This window comes from Mesorhizobium alhagi CCNWXJ12-2, assembly GCF_000236565.1.
Taxonomy (GTDB): Bacteria; Pseudomonadota; Alphaproteobacteria; order Rhizobiales; family Rhizobiaceae; genus Allomesorhizobium; species Allomesorhizobium alhagi.
The window spans coordinates 1-24,440 of the sequence record NZ_AHAM01000080.1 but is presented as its reverse complement, the minus strand read 5'-3'; the positions used below and the strand labels follow the sequence as shown (position 1 = coordinate 24,440).

The 24,440-nt window shown below is 61.5% G+C and carries 22 protein-coding genes; 9 read left to right on the top strand and 13 right to left on the bottom strand.

The features are described from left to right. The 4 genes from MAXJ12_RS10970 to MAXJ12_RS38185 form a co-directional block, all read right to left on the bottom strand. Positions 1–435: Rossmann-fold NAD(P)-binding domain-containing protein (locus MAXJ12_RS10970; protein ID WP_008835914.1), on the bottom strand; the 435-nt coding region annotated here is incomplete at its 3' end. A gap of 55 nt (positions 436–490) precedes the next feature. After that, positions 491–1,900, bottom strand: coding sequence for a pyruvate kinase (gene pyk / locus MAXJ12_RS10965; RefSeq protein ID WP_008835913.1), 1,410 nt, complete (start codon positions 1,898–1,900; stop codon positions 491–493). 81 nt (positions 1,901–1,981) lie between these two features. Then, positions 1,982–3,001: a 2-dehydropantoate 2-reductase gene (locus tag MAXJ12_RS10960; protein ID WP_008835912.1), complete on the bottom strand. Its 1,020-nt coding sequence runs from the start codon at positions 2,999–3,001 to the stop codon at positions 1,982–1,984. 437 nt (positions 3,002–3,438) lie between these two features. After that, complete coding sequence (locus MAXJ12_RS38185; RefSeq protein ID WP_008835911.1) at positions 3,439–3,597, bottom strand: hypothetical protein; 159 nt, start codon at positions 3,595–3,597, stop codon at positions 3,439–3,441. Positions 3,598–3,985: 388 nt separating this feature from the next. Here MAXJ12_RS38185 and MAXJ12_RS10955 point away from each other — a divergent pair, with 388 nt between their 5' ends. The 5 genes from MAXJ12_RS10955 to MAXJ12_RS10935 are packed head-to-tail and all read left to right on the top strand — an operon-like array spanning position 3,986 to position 10,932. Continuing rightward, on the top strand, positions 3,986–5,770 hold the full coding sequence (locus MAXJ12_RS10955; RefSeq protein ID WP_341872528.1) for an IucA/IucC family protein: 1,785 nt from the start codon (positions 3,986–3,988) through the stop codon (positions 5,768–5,770). Next, complete coding sequence (locus MAXJ12_RS38775; RefSeq protein ID WP_008835909.1) at positions 5,754–7,463, top strand: IucA/IucC family protein; 1,710 nt, start codon at positions 5,754–5,756, stop codon at positions 7,461–7,463. Before MAXJ12_RS10955 ends, MAXJ12_RS38775 begins: the two co-directional genes overlap by 17 nt. Before the next feature lie 12 nt (positions 7,464–7,475). Next, positions 7,476–8,747 (top strand): AMP-binding protein, encoded by a 1,272-nt coding sequence (locus tag MAXJ12_RS38770; RefSeq protein ID WP_008835908.1) that lies wholly within the window; start codon positions 7,476–7,478, stop codon positions 8,745–8,747. Continuing rightward, on the top strand, positions 8,747–10,090 hold the full coding sequence (locus MAXJ12_RS10940; protein WP_008835907.1) for a DUF6005 family protein: 1,344 nt from the start codon (positions 8,747–8,749) through the stop codon (positions 10,088–10,090). The genes MAXJ12_RS38770 and MAXJ12_RS10940 overlap by 1 nt, the downstream gene beginning before the upstream one ends. Then, a complete protein-coding gene (locus tag MAXJ12_RS10935) occupies positions 10,087–10,932 on the top strand; it encodes a sugar phosphate isomerase/epimerase family protein (RefSeq protein ID WP_008835906.1) in 846 nt (281 codons plus the stop codon). The genes MAXJ12_RS10940 and MAXJ12_RS10935 overlap by 4 nt, the downstream gene beginning before the upstream one ends. A 90-nt stretch (positions 10,933–11,022) precedes the next feature. Here the strand turns inward: MAXJ12_RS10935 and MAXJ12_RS10930 are convergent, their stop codons facing one another. The 6 genes from MAXJ12_RS10930 to MAXJ12_RS10905 all read right to left on the bottom strand — a co-directional run bounded on the left by MAXJ12_RS10930 (position 11,023) and on the right by MAXJ12_RS10905 (position 17,190). Beyond that, positions 11,023–13,110 (bottom strand): TonB-dependent receptor domain-containing protein, encoded by a 2,088-nt coding sequence (locus MAXJ12_RS10930; RefSeq protein WP_008835905.1) that lies wholly within the window; start codon positions 13,108–13,110, stop codon positions 11,023–11,025. 167 nt (positions 13,111–13,277) lie between these two features. After that, positions 13,278–14,036, bottom strand: coding sequence for an iron ABC transporter ATP-binding protein (locus MAXJ12_RS10925; RefSeq protein ID WP_008835904.1), 759 nt, complete (start codon positions 14,034–14,036; stop codon positions 13,278–13,280). Beyond that, the gene (locus MAXJ12_RS10920; RefSeq protein ID WP_008835903.1) at positions 14,033–15,004 is read right to left on the bottom strand and encodes an iron chelate uptake ABC transporter family permease subunit; all 972 of its coding nucleotides are present in this window, start codon (positions 15,002–15,004) and stop codon (positions 14,033–14,035) included. The genes MAXJ12_RS10925 and MAXJ12_RS10920 overlap by 4 nt, the downstream gene beginning before the upstream one ends. Further along, positions 14,997–15,977, bottom strand: a complete 981-nt coding sequence (locus MAXJ12_RS10915) for an ABC transporter permease (RefSeq protein ID WP_008835902.1) — start codon at positions 15,975–15,977, stop codon at positions 14,997–14,999. The genes MAXJ12_RS10920 and MAXJ12_RS10915 overlap by 8 nt, the downstream gene beginning before the upstream one ends. Next, positions 15,974–16,876, bottom strand: coding sequence for a siderophore ABC transporter substrate-binding protein (locus tag MAXJ12_RS10910; protein WP_008835901.1), 903 nt, complete (start codon positions 16,874–16,876; stop codon positions 15,974–15,976). Before MAXJ12_RS10910 ends, MAXJ12_RS10915 begins: the two co-directional genes overlap by 4 nt. Before the next feature lie 29 nt (positions 16,877–16,905). Continuing rightward, on the bottom strand, positions 16,906–17,190 hold the full coding sequence (locus MAXJ12_RS10905; protein WP_008835900.1) for a DUF2218 domain-containing protein: 285 nt from the start codon (positions 17,188–17,190) through the stop codon (positions 16,906–16,908). 191 nt (positions 17,191–17,381) lie between these two features. On the opposite strand from MAXJ12_RS10905, the gene MAXJ12_RS10900 reads away from it, so the two are divergent. The 3 genes from MAXJ12_RS10900 (at position 17,382) to MAXJ12_RS10890 (ending at position 20,592) form a co-directional block, all read left to right on the top strand. Further along, positions 17,382–19,091, top strand: a complete 1,710-nt coding sequence (locus MAXJ12_RS10900; protein ID WP_008835899.1) for an ABC transporter ATP-binding protein — start codon at positions 17,382–17,384, stop codon at positions 19,089–19,091. A 202-nt stretch (positions 19,092–19,293) separates the two neighbouring features. Beyond that, positions 19,294–19,890: a general stress protein gene (locus tag MAXJ12_RS10895; RefSeq protein ID WP_008835898.1), complete on the top strand. Its 597-nt coding sequence runs from the start codon at positions 19,294–19,296 to the stop codon at positions 19,888–19,890. A gap of 375 nt (positions 19,891–20,265) precedes the next feature. After that, a complete protein-coding gene (locus tag MAXJ12_RS10890) occupies positions 20,266–20,592 on the top strand; it encodes a hypothetical protein (RefSeq protein WP_008835897.1) in 327 nt (108 codons plus the stop codon). Between the two features lie 27 nt (positions 20,593–20,619). Here the strand turns inward: MAXJ12_RS10890 and MAXJ12_RS10885 are convergent, their stop codons facing one another. From MAXJ12_RS10885 to MAXJ12_RS10875, 3 genes are read right to left on the bottom strand one after another with little or no spacing between them, the layout of a single operon-like run. Continuing rightward, positions 20,620–21,729, bottom strand: coding sequence for an AI-2E family transporter (locus tag MAXJ12_RS10885; RefSeq protein ID WP_008835896.1), 1,110 nt, complete (start codon positions 21,727–21,729; stop codon positions 20,620–20,622). 60 nt (positions 21,730–21,789) lie between these two features. Then, the gene (locus tag MAXJ12_RS10880) at positions 21,790–22,563 is read right to left on the bottom strand and encodes a slipin family protein (protein ID WP_008835895.1); all 774 of its coding nucleotides are present in this window, start codon (positions 22,561–22,563) and stop codon (positions 21,790–21,792) included. Between the two features lie 19 nt (positions 22,564–22,582). Further along, positions 22,583–23,968 (bottom strand): NfeD family protein, encoded by a 1,386-nt coding sequence (locus tag MAXJ12_RS10875; RefSeq protein ID WP_040585790.1) that lies wholly within the window; start codon positions 23,966–23,968, stop codon positions 22,583–22,585. 266 nt (positions 23,969–24,234) lie between these two features. On the opposite strand from MAXJ12_RS10875, the gene MAXJ12_RS39610 reads away from it, so the two are divergent. Further along, the gene (locus MAXJ12_RS39610; protein WP_008835893.1) at positions 24,235–24,369 is read left to right on the top strand and encodes a hypothetical protein; all 135 of its coding nucleotides are present in this window, start codon (positions 24,235–24,237) and stop codon (positions 24,367–24,369) included. Positions 24,370–24,440: the final 71 nt, after the last annotated feature.

Genomic DNA, 24,440 nt, shown 5'->3' with positions numbered 1-24,440 from the left:
CGCCTGGTAGCCGGCGAGATTGGCTTGCGAGGACAGCACGTCCATGGCCTGGGCGCGGGTGATGCGCGGCATGAACTCCATCGCAAAGGCGGTCACGCCGGCCCTGGCGAGTGCCGCGACAGCAGTGTCGTTGCCGTAGGGATCCATGATGGCGATGACCGCCGCGCCCTTTTTGTAGCCCTTCAGCTCGGCTTCGCCCGGGCGGCGCACCTTGAGCACCACGTCGGCCTTCGCCGCGTCCCCCGCACTGCCGATCGCAGCGCCCGCCCCGGCAAACTCCTCGTCGGTGATGCGCGAAGCCAAGCCGGCCCCCGCCTCCACGATCACATCCAGCCCAAGCCCCACAAGCCGCTTCACCGTATCCGGCGAAGCCGCAACGCGGCTTTCTCCCGCCTGCACCTCGGACGGCACAAAAACAATCGGCGGCGTCGTCATTCGCCCTGCCCCCGCCGCAGTCCGATCTGCCATGTCATGTCTAGCATCAGCTTCCTCACAGGGTGACGATTCTGAGAATGTTGGTCGATCCGGCCTGGCCGAACGGAACGCCGGCGACGATGATCACCGTATCCCCCGGCGCGCCGATCCCCGCTTCCCGCATATGTACATGAGCCTGGTCGACCATCTCTTCATGTGAATGGATGTCCGGTGACGTCATGCTGTGGCAGCCCCACAAAAGAGCCAGCCGCCGTGCGGTTTCCACATTCGGCGTAACCCCGACGATCGGGTGTTCCGGCCGGTTCCGGGCGATGCGATAGGCGGTCGTGCCACGCGAGGTGAAGGCAACGATCGCCCGCGCGTGGAGCCTCTCTGCGAGCTCGGCCGCGGCGGCACCCACGGCATGTTGCGGGTCGTTCGGCATGTCGAGCCTGAGGGCATGCAGGAGTTGCCCATAGGCCTCGTGCTGCTCGGTGCGGGCGATCACTTTGTGCATCGTCTCCACCGCTTCGACGGGATAGCTCCCCGAGGCGGACTCCGCCGACAACATGACCGAATCCACGCCGTCATAAATCGCGGTCGCGATGTCGGACGCCTCGGCCCGGGTGGGCGTCGGAGTGTGGATCATGGATTCCAGCATCTGGGTGGCGACGATCACCGGCTTCCCGGCGAGCCGGCAGAGACCTACCAGATCCTTCTGGATCGCCGGCACGTCTTCCGGCGGCAGTTCCACGCCGAGATCGCCGCGCGCCACCATCACAGCATCGGAAAGGCGAACGATGTCCGATATGGACTGAAGCGCGGCGGGCTTCTCGATCTTCGACATCATGCCCGCCCGCCCGTCCACCAGCGCCAGCGCCTCGATCACGTCGCTTGGCCGCTGGATGAAGGAAAAGGCTACCCAGTCGACGCCAAGCTCAAGACCGAATTCGAGGTCGCGGCGGTCTTTCCCGGTGATCGGGGAAAGCGAAAGCATCGTGTCGGGCAGGTTGACCCCCTTGCGGTCGGTTACGGCTCCGCCGACCGTCACGGTCGCTTCGATCGTGCCGTCGCCGACGCTTTCGGTAACCAGCCGCACCTTGCCGTCGTCGATCAGCAACCGGTGGCCGGGCATCACGGCTTCAAAGACTTCCTTGTGGGGCAGGCCTAATTCCTTCGGCGCCTTGCTCTCCGCCGCATGAACGAAGCGCACACGATCGCCACGTTCTAAAGTGCGCGCGCCTGCAAGTGTTCCGAGCCTGATCTTCGGCCCCTGCAGATCCTGGAGAATAGCGATGGGACGGCCGCTTTCCCGCTCCAGAGCCCGGATGACCTCATGACGCGCCTTGTGGTCCGCATGTCCGCCATGGCTGAAATTCAGCCGGAAAACATCGACACCGGCCTCGAACAGACGACGGATCGTCTGCGGGTCGGAACTTGCCGGCCCGAGCGTGGCGGTGATCTTTGCGCGGCGATCGCGTATCATCTCGCTCTCATTGTTACGGCGCGGTCTGCGAGCGGGCCGGAACCGTCCGGTCCCGCTTCGCGAGTGATTATAAGCGGAAACTCAGGACGCCAATCGCTGCGCGGCGGGATGTCCTTCGGGGTATGTCGGATAGAGCCCTTTCACGCGTCCCATCTGCTGGGCGAGCGCCAGGACGCTGTCGATGAAAGGCGTGGCGATGCCGGCAAGACGCCCCATTTCCTGCACGGAAGTCAAAAGCGCGTCGAGTTCGATCGGCCGCCCCTTGTCGACGTCCTGCAGCATGGAGGTGCGGTGGGCGCCGACGCCGGCCGCCCCATCGATGCGCCGCTCCACATCCACTCGGAAGGTAGCGCCGAACTTCTCGCCTATCGCCTGTGCCTCGAGCATCATGTTGCGCGCGAGCGTTCGCGTACCCGGATCGGTCGCGACAACGTCCAACGTTGCCCCTGTGAGCGCCGAAATCGGGTTGAAGCAGAGATTGCCCCAGAGCTTGATCCAGACGTCGTTGCGGATGTCGTCGTAAAAGCGCGGCTTTAGGCCACTGGCCTCCATCGCCGCCGCCAGCCGCTTCACCCGCTCGCTGTCGCTGCGGTCCGGTTCGCCGAGCCCGAACTGGTTGCCATAAATATGCCGGACGACGCCCGGTTCGGTGATCTCGGTCGCTGGATAGACCGTAGCGCCGATGACACGCTCGGGGCCGATAATTTTCCACTGCCGGCTGCCGGGATCGACACTTTCGAGGCGCAGGTCCGCAAATTGCGAACCGAGCCCGTGGAAATACCACCAGGGGACGCCATTCTGGGCGGTGACAACGGCGGTATCTGGCCCCAGCAGCGCTATCATCTGCTCGGCCGCCTCCCACGCCTGATGCGCCTTGAGCCCGACAATCACATAATCCTGGGGACCGAAATCACGCGGATCGCTGGAGGCCGGCATGCGCTCAACAATCTCCTCGCCTTCCATGACGAGCCGGAGGCCGTTCTGCTGGATCGCGCCAAGATGTGCGCCGCGCGCAATCAGCGACACCTCGGCGCCGCCGCGCTTCAACATCACTGCCATATAGCCGCCGATCGCGCCGGCGCCAAAGATGCAGATCTTCATCCTTCCTCCTCCAGCTTCCATGGCGGCTCCACCTTTGCGGCAAGGAACCTGCCCGTTCTCATTCCCCTTTTTGGTACCCTTTGGCTCGTTTGATGGAGCAGTTTTCAGGGCCTTCTCACGTTGAACTTCGGCAATTGGCGCTCACTCTCTGGTATACATAATTCCAGAAAGCAGCGAGGTGTCAATGCGACATCTGGACACCTGCAACCACTCCGGGCCACGCGGCGGGCCGGAGGAGTGGTCGGGCTTGAAATGGCGGAGGCGATTCAGCGGCGGGCACCCGCCGCAGGCGGCCTGAGCATCACGGCCAGCGGTGTCGCGGTAGCTCGATAGGTAAACTGCGGCCGGATAAAACAAAGCCGGCCCTGAACGGGCCGGCCAACGACGAAACAGAACTTGGATTTGTCGGGGTCTTTTCCGAGGCGTCCGCCTCGGGATTATCTGACGTTGTTGAACCGCATCGGATCGATGCCAAGCCGGCGCAGATCGCGCGCATTCGGCCGGCGGCCTGTCTCCAGGGCAGCGGCGGCATTGATCGCGCTGCCCATCATGTTGAAGAATTCACCGATCCCGGTGCTGCGAATGATCTTGCTCATGGTCTTTCCCTCAGATTGTGCACCGCAGCATATATGATGTCTTTGAGCCGCCAGCGAGAGGGGCAGGCGCATGCGAGCCATGCGTGCAATGCAAAGCTTGGGCGGGTTCCGGGAGCTAGGCCGCTCCCCGAAAATCAGCGGAACCCGCCTGGGCGATTGTCGAGCGAGTCCGCCATCAACCGAGCTACCTTGAAATTTCTAACTCGGATGGCCTCAGAACCTCATTTCTGATCGTGAACGGAGGGTTGATCCGCGCGCGCTGTCGGGATAACATGACAATCATAGTTAAGTTTAGCCGCGGCCGCAGCAAGGCTGGCCCTTTTACGCGCGGCGTCCTCGAAAACTTGAAAAATTCGATCCGAGCGCCTGCCCCCGGCCTCTGCATGAAATGGCGTCCGCAGGAATGCTCGACAAGAATCAGATTGCAGCAGAACAGGCGACATTTCGAGCTTTCGCCAACAGCTATATGCGCGAGCTGAATTCCGGGATCCCGGTGTTCCATCGCGTTGGAGAACGGAATTTCGATTGCGTGGAGATTTCGCTCCCGTCGCGGCGGGCCGTCTTGCGCATCGAAATCAAATCCCGATCGCTTTGCGGAATGCACCTCTTTGGACGAATCTGGATGCGCCAGGATGTCGGTGGAAGCTGGTACGAGATAGAGCCGATCCTGGCCGTGCATCTGCTTGTGCTGGGGGCCCGAGAAGCTGGATCGGCCATGCACCGACAGGTCGAGGTAGAGCTTCTCGAACGGATCATTCAGAGCTGCCAGGCGACGAAACGTTATCTCGACGCCGCCGATCGAGCACCCCCAGCGGCAGGCTTTATAGCTGCGGAACAATCCTTGTATTTCGGGCATCCGCTGCATCCGACGCCCAAAAGTCTTCAAGGCATGACGAATTGGCAGCAGACCGCCTATGCCCCCGAATTGCGCGGCGGTTTCCAGCTGACCTATTTCGCCGCCGCCGCCCACCTCGTCCGCGAGGATTCCGCCGGCATGGCGGTAGAGCCTATCGTCGAATCGCTGCTGGCGAATGACGCCGGAAAAATGAACACCGGCGATGGCGAAATGCTCATGCCAATGCATCCACTACAAGCGGAGGCATTGATGCTCGACCCGAAAGTGCGGTCACTCATGGCCTCGGGACAGATCCGCCATCTTGGACCGGCGGGCCCCCTGTTCACGGCGACCTCGTCTGTACGCACCGTCTATTGCGAGGACGCCGCGTGGATGCCGAAATTCTCGCTGCCTGTCCGCATCACCAACTCAAAGCGCGTGAACAGGCGGCATGAGCTGGAGGCCGGTGTAGCGCTGGCGTGCCTGTTCGAGCGCGCCGGGATCAACACTTTCGATTCGCGCCTCGGCTTTCTCCACGACAGCGCATATCTGACGCTGGATATCCCTGGACAGGCGGAGAGCGGATTTGAAGTCATCTTCCGCGAAAATCCGTTCCGACATCGCGCCGGCGATCTGGTTATAACCGTTTCGGCGCTGACGGCCGAGCCGCTTCCCGGAGGGGTATCTTTGCTCGAGAGCGTCGTTCGACGTGTCGCGCGCGATAAAGATGTTTCCGTTGAGGAATCTTGCCGCCGCTGGTTCGCATGCTATCTCGACTGCGCGCTCGACCCGCTGGTCCGGCTCTACGACAGGTTCGGGGTCGCGCTGGAGGCGCATCAGCAAAACAGCCTGCTCGATCTTTCACGGGAGGGGCTCCCGAGCCGATATCTCTATCGCGACAGCCAGGGGTTCTACCTTTCGAGCAGCTTCAAGGAGCGATGGTATGGTCTGGTGCCCGAAATCGTTCAGATCCGCAGCCTCTTCTTCGACGACAGCGAAATTCGTGAGCGGTTTTCCTACTACCTCATCGTCAACCAGATATTCTCAGTCGTCGCGCGTGCCGGACATGACGGACTGGCGAGTGAGGCCGAACTGCTCGGCATCCTGCGCGCGCGGCTCAAGAAGCTTGCGGGAGAGCTCACTGGCGCGGGCGGGGAATTCGTGACCGGCCTGCTGGACAAGCCGAACATCACCGCAAAGGCCAATCTCGCAATCCGGCTGCAGGATGTCGATGAGTTGGCCGACGGTGGCAGCACGATCTACACGCATTTTCCCAATCCGCTGAGCCGCGCAGGGCTGTTCATCGCCGCGGAGCAGGCGCATGCCATTGCCTCTTGATCTCCATGGCATTCCCGAGCTGCGCGTGATGCGCCAGCTTGCGGAAGCTCTGGTCTATGAAGGCCTGGTCGATTGCGAGGTGACGCGACGCGGCGGCAAATGCCGCTTCGAATGGCGCCAGGACGACGCCAGGATACGCTGCGAGGGCTCGATCGGCGCCTTCGGCCGGGTCAGGATCGCCCCCGAAACGCTCGAGCAAGGTCACGGCGGCCAGTGGCGGCCGGCGACCCTCGGCGATCTTCTGGCGAGCACAAACGCCTGTCCCGAACGACGGGCGCAGCTCACATTCGAGTTGGAGCAGACGCTTGGCTTCAGCGCCTGGAACGCTACGAACCTACCGCCCCGGCCGCGCCGCGATTTGCCGTTTGCACAATTGGATAGCGCGACGGACGAGGGCCATCCGTATCATCCGTGTTTCAAGGCGCGCACCGGCTTCGACTTTGCCGACCATGCGGCTTACGGCCCGGAAGCGGGCAATGCATTTCAGCTGGCTTGGCTGGCGGTCGCACCTGAACGCCTGCACGCGGCGTTTCCCACGGACGAGCAGGTCTTCTGGACGAACGAACTCGGCGCCGAAACCTATTCGGACCTGGATGAGCGCCGTGCCCGGTTCGGCGACGATGCAAGGCGGTTCGGCCTGATGCCTCTGCACCCCTGGCAATTGCGAGCGCTGCAGGATTCGGAATTGTCGCGCTGGCTTGCGGAAGGCTCAGCCGGGCTCCTCGGCCCGGCCGGAGATCGCTACACCGCCAGCCAATCCGTGCGAACACTTTTCAATCGCGATCACCCGGAACGCGCCAATCTCAAACTGCCGATGAATCTCGTCAACTCATCGGCCAAGCGCATCATCGAACCGCATTCTGTGTGCAGCGCACCGATGGTCAGCCGATGGCTGAAGGACATCGTCGCCAGCGATCCTGTGTTTGAGGAACGTTACCCGCTCACGATCCTCAGCGAATATGCCGGCACGATTGCGGATCGGGACGGTCAGCTTGCCGGACAGATCGCCGCGATCTGGCGCGAAAACGTGACGGCCTGCCTGAAGCCCGGCGAAGCTGCGGCGCCCCTCAACGCGCTGATGACCATGGAGAGCGACGGCCGGCCGTTCGTTGCGAACTGGATCGAGCGGTACGGGCTGGAAGACTGGCTCGACAGGCTTGTGGATACGGTGGTGATGCCGGTGTTCCACCTGCTCGTCGGCCATGGCATCGCGACGGAATCGCACGGCCAGAACCTGATCCTCATTCATCGCGACGGCTGGCCGGTCCGGCTTGCGATGCGCGACTTCCACGACAGCGTCGAATACGTACCTGGCTTCCTTAGTGATCCAGACAGGGTTCCCGACTTTCTCGCATTGAACCCCGCCTATCGCGACGCCGCGCCTAACCAATACTATTGGATGGAGAGCGTCGAGTTGCTCGGCGAACTCTTCCTTGATGCCCTGTTCGTCTACAACTTGGCCGAGATATCGCACCTCCTCCACCGCAGTTACGGCCTCGACGAAGCCGGCTTCTGGTCGGATGTCGGCAGGCGATTGCAGGACCATGCCCGGCAGTTCGGATTGACGGGTCGGCAAGCCGCGCTTGGACTTTTCCAACCCCGCATCCGCACGGAATCACTGCTCCGGCGAAAGCTTTCGCCGCCTGGCGCCGAATGTGCCCACGAAATCCCGAACAGTCTTGCCGGCGCGTAAGGAGGCATAAACATGATAAGAATCAACGACACAGTCTATGATCAGGGCCATTTCCGCGACGCTGTGGACCGGATTGCCGCTGACGCGCAGTTCGACAAGCGCGCGGGCGACCGCTTCGCGGTCTGTTTCTCCGAAGCGCAGGACTGGCTGGCCTTCTTCTTCGCGGCGCGCGCGGCCGGAGTCAGCGTCCTGCCGCTGCATTCCTCGACACCTTACGCAGCGGCGCGCCGGCAGGCCGAGACGGCGAAATGCAACTGGCTCTTCTACAACCGGCTGGAAGGCGAACCGATCACCGAGGACCGCGCAAGCGCAACGGGGCAATTGCTGCAGATGAGTTCCGGCACGACCGGCGAGCCGAAGTGCATCGCCCGTTCGTGGGGCGACATAGACGACGAGATCGAGAGCTACGTGTCGTCGTTCGTCGAGCCGCGGGACATGACACCGCTGATAGCCTGCCCAACCACTCATTCCTATGGGCTGATCTGCGGTATACTGGTGGCGCTGAAGCGCGGCCAGACGCCCGCCATACTGGACACCGGGAACCCCAAATTCCTGCTGCGCAAGCTGCGCGAAACGGAACGGCCCTATCTGATCTCGTCGCCGGCCATCCTGCATACGCTTGCCAGGCTTTTGCCGGCCGGCGACCAGATCCACGCAACGATGACGTCCGGAACTCTCCTGCCCGAATCCTGGTTCAGGCAGATCCGGAACAAGTCCAGACATATGTTCCAGCAATATGGCTGCTCGGAAGCGGGCTGCATCGCGATCAACCCGGACGTGCAGGCCGCAAATGAAGTCGGCTACGTATTGCCGCGGTTTTGGTTGCGCGACGCCGGCACTGACGGCGATCCGAAGGAGATCGTTGTCGAGCGCGGGGGCATGGTGGTGGAAACCCGGGACCTCGGCTACCGCCGCGACGACGGCATGCTGGTCTTCCTGTCGCGTCTCGACGACCTCATCAACGTCTCCGGCCTCAACGTCTATCCGAAGGAAGTCGAAGACATCGTCATGACGTTCGGCGGCATCGGCGACGCCGTTGTTTTCCGCAAGCAGGATGCATTCGCGGGCGAGCGTGTCGCGCTTCTTTTCAGCGCCGAGCATGCTGTCGACCGGGCGCTGCTTCGGCAATGGTGCGCCGAGCGGCTGGCGGCACACCAGATCCCAACCGAAATCCTTCAGGTGGAGCGGATCCCGCGTCAGGCGAACGGCAAGATAAGCAGGCGCGATGTGGCCGCCCGCTACGACGCCGGCGAGTTCGCAGCAGCGCGGACGGAGGCTGCGTGATGACTTATGATCAGGTGCTGGGCGCGATAGAGAATATCCTGCGCGAGAAGCTCAACCACCAGCACATGGACTTGTTCTCGCCACAGGCGCGGCTGAACGAGGATCTTTATCTCGACTCCGTGCTCATCCTCGAAATCATGCTCGCTATCGAACTCGACCATGGCGTCGAATTGCCTGAGGAGGTCATCAGCCGTCAGGACCTCGACACTGTCGACGATCTGGCGCGGCTGTTCGTCGAAGCATCCGACCCCACTCGAAACCAGGTGGAGCCTGCCAAGGAACTGGTCTTCACCCGCGCCGAAAGGGAAGCGGCCGAGCGGATCGGCGTGCATGGGGAGGACTACGTCGACATCAAGGTTCATTGCTTCGTCAGCAGTGTCTGCCATGCAGTGAAGCAAAAGCAGCTTGATCATCGGCCGTTCTTCTTTGGCGTCTGGGATGCGGGCTTCGCCGTCGATCGAAGCTGGCGGCTGGCGTATCACGCGGCTGAAATCAACCACGACTTCTTCCGCGATTGGTTCGAGCGCCTGTACGGCCCCAAGGTCCGCCAATGGTATCAGCCGGAGGCTACTAAGGAAGAGAACCTGGCGGCGATGCTGGAGCTTTTGGAGCACAAGAAGGAGAGCGAGTACCTGATGGTCATGCTCGACCTCTTCCATCTGCCCGAGCGCGAGAACAAGTTCAACCAGAACCCGTTCCCACACTACCTGATGCTGGAGAACACCGATGACCCTGCGGTGTGGATGGTTCGAGACCCGGATTTCCGCTGGGAAGGCAAGATCGAGAAGCAGAAAGTCATCAATGCGATCATGCGGCCAACCGTTGCGGGCGGCTTTATTTTCGACGCCGCCGATATCAGGAAACCGTCCGCTATCGATTTGCGCGACTACTTCCTTGCCTGTTTTCACGAGGACGACAATCTTTTGACGAGCGCCGCGCGCGAGATCGTCCGCGCGCATGTCGAGGGTCGCGACGGCGTGACGTTGGCCGACCTGTCGAGGGCCCTGCGCGAACTGCCGGTCATCTCGATCCGCAAATACGGGCTGGAGCATGGCTTTGCCTTCTTCTGGCGATCGCTGCAGCTTTCGAACGCCGAGTTCGACATAATCTGTGACGACATCGAGGCGCTGATCCAGGAATTCAAGGCGCTTCACTACGTCGTCATGAAGCTCGGCCAGACAGGCTCCGATGCCCTGGCGGCACGGGTGTTTGAAAAACTCGATGTACTGGACTCGATGGAACGCGACCTCAAGCGCCGCCTCGCCCAGACCTATCGTTTGTGGTGCGACACACGCGGCCTCCTGCACGCTCCGCGCCACGATCTGGAGGACGCAGTCGCATGAGACTGTCGCTCTGTACGATCACCTTCCGCCATCACCTGCTGTCGCTGGAGGACATCGCGCGATGGGCGGCGGCGAACGATTTCCAGGGCATCGAGCTCTGGGCGGCGCATGCGCGCAACATGCAGCATATGACCGACCGCAACGCCGAGTGGATGGCGGCGTTCGGCCTTTCCGTTCCGATGCTCAGCGACTACCTGCCTCTCGATGAGGATCTGGCGTCGCTGCGTGATGCCACGTCGAATCTCTGCCGCCTGGCCGGCCGCTGGGGCGCTCGCAAGGTGCGAACGTTCGCTGGCAAATCGGCAAGCCGGGACATCTCGCCCGAAGGCCGCTGGCGGCTTTCCGCCCGGCTCAAGGATGCCTGCATGATTGCGCAGGATCAGGGCTGCCAGATACTGGTCGAGACGCATCCCGAAACGCTTGCCGATACGCTGTCGTCCACGCAGCGCCTAATCGAGGAGATCGATCATCCGGCGCTCGGGATCAACTTCGACACATTGCACATCTGGGAAGGCGGCGATGATCCGGTCGCCGCGCATCGCGCCCTCCTGCCGCATATCCGGCACTATCATTTGAAGAATGTGCGCTCGCGCGCCGACTTAGGCGTCTTCGAACCGGCAAACGTCTATGCCGCGGCAGGAAAGCGGACGGGCATGACCGCGCTTTTCGACGGTGTCGTGGACTATCTGGGGTTCCTTGATGAACTGTTCGAGCATGACGACGTTGACGCCTCCCTCGAATGGTTCGGCGGCGATTGCTTCAACATACTCGCCAACGACGCTCGCAATTTGCGTCTTCTCGAGGCCGATCGAGATGCGCCGATCCGCGCCGGCGTAGCGTAAAGCCACCGCGTTTCGAGGCGAATTCCAAGGCCGGCGCAGGTCACTCCCGCGCCGGCCTTTTCGATGTCAGAACTGCGGTGGCGCTCGGGGTCAGAACCGCGCTGTGGCGCTCAGCCGGAACGAGCGGCCGGGATCGAAGTGCGGATCCACGCCGTCGAAGTCCTGGCCATAGGCGGCGCGATCCGTGTAGTTCTCATCGAATATATTGAGAGCGTCGGCGCGCAGCGTGAAGTTCGGCCTCGAAGGCGGCGTCCACTCGAGGTAGGCATTCACCACCTCATAGCCGGGAAGTTCTTTCTTTGCGCTCTCCGGATCGGTCGGATGCCTCACCAGGGTCCTGTCGGTCTTCAAAGCGATTTCGATGTCACCACCGACTTCAATGCCCCAATCGTCGAATGTATAGCCGGCGCCGATCATGATGATCTGCCCGAGCGGCGTCGTCAGGTAGCGGCCGATCTCGGAATCGGCAGGCACATCGTCGACATCGGCATCGATGTCGGCGTATTTCACGCTGACGAAGCCGGCATCCCAATCATAGCGCCCGCCGATTTCCCAACCCTCGGAGACTAGATCAAGGGTTCGGATCGACGTCACTTCCGGGACCGGCGCGCCTCGTCCGAACACCGGCAAGCGTGCATCGCTTATGTCGGTGCGGAAGACGTTCGCCTCGAAGGTGAAGCCATTGTAATAAGCCTCAAGACCGGCCGTGTAGTTGTTGGAGGTGACCGGTTCGGGGCCATCCCCATAGGTCCAGAGTGGATTCTGGATGAAGTTCTCCGCGAGTGGAACACCGCCCCAGACATGCGAGGTGCCGGCCTTGACGGTCAGGAATTCCGGCACAAGGTCATATTCGCCGGAGATGTTGCCGCTCACGCCAGCATTGTTCCAATCCGAATCGTCGACGCCGGTGAACCACTGATGATCGGCGCGTCCGCCAAACGAAATCCGGGTGCGGTCGAAAGGCTCCAGCCTCGCTTGCGCATAGGCGCCGATGTTTGTGGCGCGCTCGTCCGTAAAGAACGGCTCCGTCGGGTTGCGATACTCCAAGTCGGCCTTGTCGTTGTAGAAATCAAAGCCGGCAGTGACACTGCCGATGTCGAGCGCAAACCTGTTCTCCACCTTGCCGTTGAAGCTGCTGGTCGCGCCTTCCGTAGGCGAAACAACGTCGAAGAAATACTCAGGTGTGGCGATCTGGGTCCTGCTGTAGGCGAGCACGATCTTGGGGTCCCACCAACCTTCCGGCGACGTGTCGGTATAGGTAAAGACCGTGTTCTGGCGGCGCAGATCGTAATTCCGCAATTCAGGTTCCCGCCCCGGCCGATTGATATAGACATTGGCGCGATAGGGACGAAGGTCGTCGTCGCGGACCTGCTCGTGGCTGAGTTCGAAGCGATGGCCCTCGACGCTTTCGTAGGCGATCTTGGCGAGCCCGCTGATCAGGTCCGTGCCCGTCCCCGGCATCTCATCGCCGTTGCCGGCGGTGAAGTTGCCGCCATTGCTGTAATTGATGTAGCCGAGATATTCGAAGCCGCCCTGCTGGCCGAAGGCGCTCACGCCGGTGGCGTAGGTTTCGCTGTTGGTGTCCCAGATACCGGTGACGAAACCACCGAAATTGCGGCCTGGTTCGAGCAGGTCGGCAGCGTCCTTGGTCTCGAAGCCGAGCGAGCCGGCCAGCGCGCCTGGGCCGGCGTCGGCTGGCGCGACACCCGCCTGCACGGACGCCGCTTTCAAGAGCGCCGGATCGAGCAGGTATGTGCCATTGTGGTGGAAAACCTTGTTGTTCTGCCGCGACCCGTCGACAGTCACGGCCAGATTGTTCTCGTCGATGCCGTTCACGTAGATCTTCTGCGTGCTTGGGATCGCCCCGCCGACGGCGATCTGCGGTTCACCGGAGAAGACTTCTCTCAAGTCCTGCGGTTTCTTGCGATCGATCTCCTGCTGGTCGATGATGATCACATCGGCGCCCGCCGTAGCGTCAGCGCCCGCACCCACGTCTACAATGATGATGGTGTCGAGTTGCGTTACTCCATCGGGAGCTTGAGTGTCTTCGTCTTCTTGGGTGGAAGTCGTCGTGGCTTCCGCTTTCCGGGTGGGGTCCGACTGCGCCATTGCGCCGGTACACAAGAGAGTGGACATCGCGGTGCTGACGGCAAGCGCTCGCAGAGTATCGGATGACATCAACTGATTTCCCCTCGATGACTGTGACCCCGGCGGGCGCGAGAAGCGCGCCGCCCAGGATTGACTTAACGCATCGGGGCGGACTCGACAATAAAGTTGATAAAAAAAATCCAGTTTAAGCAAGCTATTGTAACCGTTGTGTTCTTCAGAACACACGAAGCGCGCGCCTAAATGTGGTGCAGGACCGCCAACCGGCCGGCTATCCGCTCAACCTGTATAGGAAAGCCAAAAATGCTCTCCAGAATGTCTGACCGTATGATGGCGTTGGTGTCGCCCGATGCGACAACGGCGCCGTCCTTCATCGCGACGATATGGTCGGCATAGGCGGCTGCGTGATTGATGTCGTGGAGCACGATGAGCACCGTCTTGCCGTGCTCGTCGGCGATATGTCTCAGCGTCCGCATGAGATTCCTTGCATGAAACATGTCGAGGTTGTTCAGCGGTTCGTCGAGAAGGATGTAGTCCGTCCCCTGGCAGAAGGTCATGGCTACGAGGGCGCGCTGCCGTTGACCGCCCGACAAGGTGTCGATGAAGCGCTGCGCCAGATCGCTGAGATCGAACTGTTCGAGGGACGCCGCGACGATTTCGCGGTCTTTCGCCGTCAGCCTGCCGCGGTGATGCGGGAAACGGCCAAAACCCACCAGCTCTACGACGCGCAAGCGGCTTGCGATGCCGGGATCCTGTCGCAGGATGGCCATGATCTTGGCCAACTGCCGGCTCGGCGTCGTATCGACCGGCAGTCCGTCGACCGTGATGCGGCCGCGTTGCAGCGGCTGCAGGCGGGCGATCAGCGACAACAGGCTGGACTTGCCGGCGCCATTCGGGCCGACAAGCGCCGTGACCCCGCCCTTCGGAACTGTCAGGCTGACATTATCCAGGATGCGGTTGCCGCCAAGGGCCAGGGAGACGCCTGCAATCTCGATCAACGCCGACCCCCAAACAGAAGGGCTAGGAAAACGATGCCGCCGACGAATTCCACGACGATGCCGAGGCTGCCTTCGCCGCTGAGAGCATGCTGGAGGACCATCTGGCCGCCCACGAGCACGATTATCGCCGTGAACGCGGCTGCCGGCAGAAGAATGGCGTGCCGGCCGGTGCCCACGATGCGTTCGGCGAGCGAAACCACCAGCAGCCCCAGAAACGCCATCGGACCGACCAGCGCCGTCGACGCGGAAACGAGCGCGGCGACAAGAACCAGGAGCCCGGCAGCCGTGCCGCGCCACGCGACGCCGAGCCCGATGGCTGTGTCGGCGCCCAGCGCGAGCACATCGAGAACATGTCGCGCCCGCCAGGCGGTGGCGACACCCGCCACGGTGATCACGCCAGCCAACAGCAGGAGACCGGGCTCCACTGTATTGAAGCTTGCGAAGACTGCGCCTTGCAGCACCGCGAAATCGTTCGGATCCAGCAGGCGCGCCAGCAAGGTCGTCAGCGATCGGAACAGCACGCCCAGCACGACGCCGGTCAGCAACATCAGCGTCAGGTCGAAACGCCGGCGAAGCATGGGCAGGAACAGCAGCAGCGCGAGACACGTCATTGCCGTGAAATTGCCGAGGAAATGCAGGCGGGGATCGATGCCGGCAAAGCCGAAACCGGTCAGCGCAAAAACAAGCGCGGTCTGGCAAAAGACGTAGAGCGCATCCAGCCCCATGATCGATGGAGTGATGATGCGGTTGGCGCAAACGGTCTGAAACACGACCGTCGAAACCGCCACCGCCACGCCGACCACAACAATCGCCGCCAGCCGCACTGCACGCAGTTCGATCACGAAGGCGAAATTTCCGCGTAGGCCTATCGTCATGAACGCCACTGCGACCAGCAGCGCAACCGCCGCCATCACGGCGAGACGACGGTCGGGCCGCACCAAGCCCCGTTCCATCGCGACTTCAGTCATTGCCGTTCCGGCCAAGCAGGAGCATCAGGAAAAGTATCGCCCCCACGACGCCGAGGATCGTGCCAACCGGGACCTCGTAGGGGAAGCGGAACAGTCTGCCAAGGATGTCGCAGGCCAGCACCAACGCCCCACCACCGCCTGCAACCCATGGCAAGGTGTGGCGCAGGTTTTCGCCGGCGAAGCGCGACATAATGTTCGGAACGACCAGTCCCACGAAAGGGATTGTCCCGACAACAACCACAGTCAGAGCGGTGATCGCCGAGACGATGACCAGGCCGAGCCGCAGCATGCCGGCGTAGTTCAGGCCGAGCCCGATGCTGACGTCCTTACCCAGCGAAAGGATCGTCAGACGGTCGGCCGTCCACCAAGCCAGCGCGACCAGGGCGCCCGCAACCCACAACAGTTCATAGCGCCCGCGCAGGACGCCTGAGAACTCACCTGTGATCCACACTTCGAGGTATTGCAGGAGATCCAAATGCCACGCGGCAAAGGTAGCGGCAGATCCGATGATGCCGCCATAGACAAGTCCGAACAGCGGAACGAGGAAGGGCTGCGTTGGCGGCAGCCTATGGGCAAGCATGAGAAAAATGGATGTTCCGGCAAGAGCGGTCGCGGCGGCGCCGAGCGCTTTCCATCCAAGCGACGCATTTGGCCACACGAGCGTCACGACCAGAATGCCGAGCGCCGCGGATTGCGCGGTTCCAGCCGTCGACGGCTCGACGAAACGGTTGCGGGCAAGTGTCTGCATCACAAGCCCTGCGATGGCCAATGCGCCGCCGGCCAGAAGCGCGGCCAGAGTACGCGGCAGGCGGCTGATCATGATCAGCCGCAACGCTTCCGGGTCTGAGGCCAGACTGCCTACGGTAAGCTCGCTAACGCCGACAAACAGACTGGCCACAAAGAGCGCCAGCAGGGTCGCGGCGCCGATTGCCTGATAAGCGAAGCCTTGAGAGCCAACGGATCCGGCGGTCATTGGGTCTGCGAGAAAGCGTCTCGAATGGTCTCAAGCACGCGCTTCGTCGCCTGGACGCCGCCTGCAGCGATGTAGAAATCGGCTGCCGGCATGTAGACTACCTGCCCTTTCTTCCAGGCCGTGGTTTCGGCAACCAACTCATTGTCGAGCGTCGCCATGGCATTCTGCTCCCCCGAACCGATCGCCGCGGCGCGATCGAGCACGATAAGCCAGTCCGGATTGGCGTCACGGAGGAACTCGAACGAGATCGCTTCACCGTGGGTGGCGGCCTCGACATTCTCGACTGCAGGCGGAAGCTCGAGTGCCGAATGCACCCAGCCGAAGCGCGAATCCTTGCCGTAGGCCGTCACTTTCGGACCGCTCGTCATCAGGATCAGCGCCGTGCCCTTGCCCTTGACGGCGGCACGCGTCGACAAGAGGGCGGCGTCAAGTTCCGAAGCAAGCGCGGCGGCCTCGGCCTGCCTGCCAACGAGAGCGCCGTAAGCCGTCAGGCGCTGCTTTGCCTGCGCGAACAGGTCATCGCCGTCCATCGTCATGTCGATGGTCTGCGCGATCCGGCTCGTCGCCGCCAATTGCGGCGAGGAGCGTCCGCCAACAATGATGAGGTCCGGCGCCAGTGCGCTCAGAGCCTCCAGGTCGGGCTCGAAGATGGTGCCCACGATTTCTGCGTCACCCTTCAATCCGGCAAGTTCGGGCACATAGAGGTTCTCGGGCAAGCCGGTAATCCTCACGCCCAGGCTGTTCAACGTATCGACTGCCGCAATATCGAACACGGCGAGCGTTTGCGGCGTCTTGCCGAAGGTTACCGGGCCTTTCGCAGTCTCGATCTCGGTTGCGAACGCCTGAACGAGGAAAAGGGCCAGCGCCGGCAGCGCCAGGACCGACTTGAGCCATCTCATGGGCATGCTCCGTGTCGAAAACAGGCGCTTCAATCGTGCCACGCCAGCGGCTGGAGATTTTCGCGGAAGGCGAACCGGATGAGATGCGATTCGACGACCTGCTTGGTCTCGGTCAATGCGCCGGTGTCGGCCGCTTCCACCGTTATATCCAGCTCTTTGAGGCCGGCATTCATCGTAGCCGTGCCGCAGGAAAAACGGCACTGCCCGTGGCCATCACCGTAGGCGACCTCAACCTTGTGCGCGAAATGCTTGCAGAGCTGCTGGAGATATTTGCCCGCATTCGGCGTTTCGCAGCGCGTGGTTGCAGTCAGCATAAGGACCTCATAACATGATTTTTCAACTCAAGTTATCCTAAGCTATTCGTCCAGGCAAGGTCAGCCTTGAGGCAGTTGCCTTGCAGCGGTGTTGTTCCGGGCCTATTCAAATTGGAAGGTGATACCGCCCGCAGTCGCCCTGCATCGCCATGCTCTTGGCAATCCACACCTTCGATCCAGAAAAGCTCCCAATGCTTCGTAGATTTTTCTCCTACTACCGCCCCTGGAAGGGTCTGTTCATCCTGGATTTCTGCTGCGCGGTTCTGTCCGGCATGCTGGAACTCGGGTTTCCGATGGCGGTCAAGGTGTTCGTCGACGAGTTGCTTCCGACTCACCAATGGCTGCTGATTCTCGCAGCGTCGGCCGGCCTGCTTGCCGTCTATGTGTTGAACACCGGACTGATGGCGGTCGTGGTTTACTGGGGCCATATGCTCGGTATCAACATCGAGACCGAGATGCGCCGGAAGAGCTTCGATCACCTGCAAAAGCTCTCGTTCCGCTTCTATGACAACCACAAGACCGGCCACCTCATTGCCCGGGTCACCAAGGATCTGGAGGAGATCGGCGAGGTCGCCCATCATGGCCCGGAAGACCTGTTCATCGCCATCATGACCTTCATCGGCGCCTTCGTGCTGATGTTCTTCGTTAATGCGCAGCTTGCATTGATAACGGCGGCAATCGTTCCGCTCGTCGCCTGGGTGACAAGCCGCTATGGCGCGCGCATGACGCGCAACTGGCAGGCGCTCTACGGGCGGGTCGGCGACTTCAATGTTCGCATCGAGGAGAATGTCGGCGGCATGCGGGTGGTGCAGGCTTTCGCCAATGAAGACCACGAGCGCAATCTCTTCGCCCGTGACAACGCCAGCTACCGCAAGACCAAGCTCGACGCCTATCGCATCATGGCCGCCAGCACGTCGATGAGCTACATGAGCATGCGGCTGATCCAACTAGTGGTGATGATCGCCGGAAGCTATCTCGTGCTGCAGGGCGAACTTACAAGCGGCGGCTTCGTCGGCTTCCTGCTCCTCGTCAACGTCTTCTTCCGGCCCATCGACAAGATCAACTCGGTGATCGAAACCTATCCGAAGGGCATTGCCGGCTTCCGCCGCTATACCGCTCTCCTCGACACCGAGCCGGACATCGCGGATCGGCCTGGGGCAATTGAAGCACCGGCGCTCAAAGGTGACATCAGCTACCGCGATGTCACCTTCGGCTACAGCGGCGAACGGGCGGTTTTGAAGGGCATCAACCTTGACATCGCGGCGGGACAGACGATCGCCTTCGTCGGGCCGTCCGGCGCGGGCAAGACGACTCTGTGCTCGCTGCTGCCGCGCTTTTATGAGGTCGATAGCGGCGCCATCACGATCGACGGTTTGGATATACGCGATATGAAGCTGGCCTCGTTGCGCGGCCAGATCGGCATCGTGCAGCAGGACGTGTTCCTGTTTGGCGGCACGATCCGCGAGAACATCGCCTACGGCCGGCTGGACGCGATGGAAAGCGACATTGTCGAGGCAGCGCGCCGCGCCCACCTGGACGAACTCATCGCTTCCCTGCCGGAAGGTCTCGATACGATCGTCGGCGAGCGCGGCGTAAAACTGTCGGGCGGTCAGAAACAGCGCCTGGCGATCGCGCGCATGTTCCTGAAGAACCCGACGATCCTCATCCTGGACGAGGCAACATCGGCGCTCGACACGCAGACGGAGCGCGAGATCCAGCAGTCGCTGGCAGAGCTTGCGCAAGGCCGAACGACACTGGTGATCGCGCATCGGCTGGCGACGATCCGTAATGCCGATCGCATCGTCGTGGTCGACGAGACGGGCATCGTAGAACAAGGTCCACATGATGAGCTGGTGGCACGTGGCGGTGCTTACTCACGACTAGGCGCGACTCCAGACTAACGTGAAGCCGACAACGCTAACCGCACAGTCCTGGACAACGCGTCGAAACAAGGCAGCTATTGCAAATGACCTAGCCTGCCCAATGCATCGTACAAGGCGTTTTCTACGCATCTCAGCACGCTGATTGGAACGATTCTTGTCATTTCCGGTTTGCCGCCCAGGAGCCGCTCGCGAATCGCCGTTGGAAGAAAAGGATGCTGAAATGCGAACGATCAGCGGGCTTTACGACACATATGATCAGGCGTGCCTGGCGGTTGAGGAGTTGGAAGATTCCGGGATTCCAAGCAGGGACATCAGTATCGTGGCGCCCAGCGGAAGCAGTCCAAGTGGAACGCAAGGCGCCGGCGCCACGGTAGCCGGCGCAAGCGTCGGGGCGGCGGTCGGGGGCATTGGCGGCCTTCTGGCGAGCCTCGGATCCTTCTCCATTCCCGGCATTGGCCCGGTGGTCGGCGCCGGTTGGCTGGCGACCACTTTGATAGGAGCAGCGACCGGAGGCGCCCTCGGCGGTCTTCTGGGATCGTTGACGGATGCAGGCGTCGATGAACGGGAAGCACATGTCTATGCAGAGGGCCTCAGACGGGGCAACGCACTGGTGATCGCCCGTGTTGACGAGACACAGGCGAATGCCGCGCAGGCGATCTTGGGCCAATCATCCGATACTGCTGCCCTTAGACGCGAGTTTGAAGCTGACGGATGGGCTGGTTTTAACGACTCCGCCGACCCATGGGATGAAGATGCGCGAGACGAGTATCGCCGTCGCAAGGATGAAGATCCAATTGTCTCACCATTCCCCCGATAGCCTCCACGCGCTGCTCGTTCGTCTGAGTGGTTTTCGGCGAGGCTATTACTGCGCCGCATGGAAATCACACCAGCGGTCCTGCCGGACCGTGCTGTACAGGCAGGTTCGACGCAGCGGAAGAGTAACCCAGCCCCGACGCTCGGCTCGCCCGGAAAAGCCGATCGCGGGTTCGAATTACTCCGCGGAACCATCCGGAGTACCGTCCGTTTCGGGACGTGGAGCAGCAGGCGAAACTGAAAGTCGAATGCCGGCGCGAGGATGCGTTCGTCTGGCCCAGCAATAATCTCAGTTCGACTCCGGTAATCCCGGAGAGCGGCGGATTCCTTGGCCAAAGCGTTTCAGTAGCCGAAGTCGCAGCCGAGGAGGACGACACCGATGGCATCAGATGCGAAGCGACAGCTCGTGGAATTTCTGATCGAACGCGCTTTCGATCCCGTAATGAAGGCTCGGCCGGAGGGCCGTTCCGACGCAGAAAGGAAGAAGCTCAAGGATGTCCAGGACGCTACGCGAGCCGAGATAGAGCGCTTTCAGCGCTACGGTTCGGCCAAGGATGTCGTCAAGAATTTCAAGCGTGACCTCAACTCCGATCCGGCCAAGAAAGTGCATGCCGACCTGAAGGCGCTGAACCTGCCGACGCTCAACGAGATCAAGGATGAGTTCGAGGCCAAGGCCTCTGAACTCGGAATCGAGGCCTCACAATAAACCGCAGGCGTCCCGGCCCTTGATGCTTCAAGTCCGCGGGTTCGTCTCACCGCTTTGCTTCGGTTTCGCCCGGCGTCGCGACACGTTGTCGTGCCGGATGGTTTCACGGCGGAAATGTCTCTTGAGTATTTCCACCAGGGCCAAGGTGACGACGATCACGGCTGGTCCGAGGACAAGCCCTGAGGCGCCGAACAGGATTATGCCTCCAATGAGGCCTATCAGCGCCGGGACCGTGTGAAGCTTCAGCCGGTTCCCCACCAGGACCGGGTAGAGAAGATTGTCGATACCGCCAACGATGATGCCGCCCCATGCCGCGAGAATCAGAGCCTTTATCCAATGGCCCTCGAAAACCAGAAAGACAGCCGCTGGCACCCAGACGACGAACGCGCCCAGCACGGGCACGATGGCGAGCAACCCAATCACTACGCCCCAAAATATCGGCAGCGGTAGGCCCAACCACCAGAACATCAATCCGCTCAGCGTCCCCTGCACGGCGGCAACGCCAAGCGTGCCGAAGATCGTTGCGTGGACAGTATCCATGAACCGGCGCGCGACCAGCTCAGTCGCTGCACGGGAAAGCGGAGAAAAGTCGCCCAGCGTTTGCCAGACTCGCTGCCTGTCGCGCAGGAAATAAAAGAGCAGATAGAACGTTAGCAATAAATTGAGCAGCTGATTGACCGAACCTCGCACCAACGAGGTGCTCTGGACGGTGAGCCATTGCGCGAGGTTTGCAACGGCTCCGGTGAAGTCCAATTGTTCCTCGATCCATTCCACGCTTCTTGCCAATCGTGGATAGGCATCAATGGCATCGCGCCATTCTGCGCCGCGAAGCTGCCCTTCCAGGTAAACGGCGCCTTCCACCGCTTCGACGACGAGTTTCTGCGCCACATAGAGCACAGGAACGACCACTGCGCTCGCCGCCACGATGACGGATATAACGGCCGCTAGATTGGCATGGCCGGTGCGCGCCTCGATCCGGCGATGCATCGGCAAGAGCATCACGCTCAAAACCAGCGCCCAGGTCAATGAAGGCAGGAAGGGCAGCGCCAACAGATAACACAGATAAAGCCCTAGGGCGGTCGCCGCCAACAGGATCAGTATCCTGAGCCTGCCCTCTGTCAGCGCCCATTCTCGCATGATCAGGTGCCTCCATGAATGGCCGACGAACTGGCAGGAGTTCCGCGTCTCGGCCGGTTCCTACTTCGGATGCTGGTCCTTCATGCCGGGCACGAGGTTTGCAAATTCCATCGGGAAGGGAAAGACGATCGTCGAGTTCTTCTCGCCCGCTATCACATTTAACGTGCTTAGATAGCGGAGTTGCATGGCTTGCGGCTGCTTTGCCAAGATTTCGGCGGCTTCGAACAGCTTCTGCGCAGCCTGCTGCTCGCCTTCGGCATTGATGACCTTGGCCCGCCGCTCTCGCTCGGCTTCGGCCTGGCGGGCAATGGCCCTGATCATAGATTCATCGATATCTACATGCTTGATCTCTACATTCGCGACCTTGATGCCCCAGGCGTCGGTTTGAAGATCAAGTATCTCCTGAATGTCGCTATTGAGCTTGTCGCGTTCGGCCAGCATCTCGTCGAGATCGTGCTTGCCGAGAACGGACCGAAGCGTCGTCTGCGAGAGCTGGCTCGTCGCCATCATGAAATCCTCGACCTGGATCGTCGCCCTTTCAGGATCGATCACCCGAAAATAGATCACTGCGTTGACACGGACCGAAACATTGTCGCGCGAGATGACGTCCTGAGTGGGTACGTCCAACACCAGCGTGCGCAGATCGACACGAATCATTTGCTGCACAAACGGGATGAGCAGGATCAGGCCGGGTCCTTTGACACCAGTGAAGCGGCCAAGCGTGAAGATAACTCCACGTTCGTACTCCCGCAGGATCTTGATCGCCGAGGCAAGGACGATCAGCAGGATGAGAATAGGCATCAAATAGAAGGCAAAATCGCCGAAAATATCCATTGGTCTCTCCTCTCGCGCCTTAGCGCAGTCGCTGCGCGTCGTGCAGGTCCCGGGTTTCGACTTCGAGGGTCAGGCCGTTTAGCGCAGTGACGCGAACTTCCTGGCCGGGGACCAAGGGACGGGAGGAAACCGCGTTCCACCGTTCGCCTTCTACAAACACGTGCCCAACAGTTCCGTTCCAGTCTCCAACGGTGCCGGTCGCGCCGACCAGGCGCTGGGCGCCTGTGACCACTTTGCGCCGCTGCGAAGTCCATGCCAGCCGGACGATCAACAGGGTGAGCGCCAAGCTGCCGACCGCAACGCCGCCGATCACGGGCCAGGACAGCTGCAAACCGGGTATGTCGGTGTCGAAGAGAATGGTGGCCCCCAGCACCAGCGCGACGGTGCCGCCGATGCCAAGGATGCCGAAAGACGGCGCAAAAGCTTCCGCAACGATAAGGCCGACGCCCAGCATTATCAGGCCGGCCCCCGCATAGCTGACCGGAAGCACCGCGAGTGCGTATAGCCCGGTCAGCAGGCTGATGCCGCCGATCGTTCCGGGCACCATTGCGCCGGGATTGAGAAACTCGAAGATCAGCCCGTAAATGCCTATCACCATGAAGATCAGCGCGACATTCGGGTTGGTGATGACGGCGAGAAGCCGGGCGCGCCAGTCCGGCTCCACCTCCTCGACCAAGAGGTCGGAAGTGTCGAGCGTGACGGTCGTCTGGCCGGCTCGCACGGTGCGGCCGTTCGCCTTGGCGAGAAGTTCGTCTACTGTAGCGGCGGTAAAGTCGATGACGTTCTCGCGTGCCGCGGCCGTAGACGACAGGCTGGCCGCCTCGCGCACCGCTTTTTCCGCCCAATCGGCATTGCGATCGCGCAGCTCCGCCAATCCCCGAATATAGGCCACTGCATCGTTTATCGCCTTTGCTTCACCGGCGTTGCGTGGAGACTGCCGCTCTCCCGCCGATTCATCTCCCTCAGGGTCGCGACTTTCGTCCTGGCGCTCCTGGTCAGCCTCTTCATCGCCGCCGAACGGAAATCCGTCGCCACCGATGGCGACCGGAGTCGCGGCGCCGAGATTGGTGCCCGGGGCCATGGCGGCGATGTGGCTCGCATAGAGGATATAGGTGCCGGCGCTGGCGGCCCGCGCGCCGCTCGGCGCGACGAAGCTCGCCACCGGGACAGGCGAGGCAAGGATTGCACGGGTGATCTCACGCATGGACGTGTCGAGACCGCCGGGCGTGTCCATCTGCAGGACCGCCAGTTCCGCTTGACGCTCCTCGGCCTGCCGAAGACCGCGCGTGATATAATCGGCGGTCGCCGGACTGACGGCGCCCTCCAGCTTCAGCACAACGGCCAGGCGGTTTTCCGACGCATGCGAGGTCACCAAGCCAAGGGCACCGGCCAGCACCATCACCATCAGCACAAAGATTCGTGCCCAGCACCGGATGCTGGCAAGGTTCACGCCCTGTCGTCGGACATCCATACGGAACGATATAGGTCCAAGGCCGGAGGCGGACAGGCGGACTCATGACACAAGCCAGCCCGCAATTCATCCAGCCTGTGCCGCGATGACTTTCATGCAGGAAAACTGAACGGCCTGTCTTCGGTCTCTGAAACCTTCGGGGTTGCGCCCGCGTTGAACACTATCCGTCCAATCATGGGAAGTATCAATGAGGTGATGCAATGGCGAACAATCGAGATGATCCTGACCGGTTCGCGCGCGAATCGTTCACCTTCCGCCGCATGAGATCATGGCAGCTCTGGAGCCTTTTGATCGTCATCGCGTTGCTGGTGATTGGCCTTTTGTTCTGGGCGTGATCGGGACCGGACGCTTGAGATCGTGGTCTGCCCTGATGTGTAGTTTGAAATTTCGAACGCCCGAGCCTAGA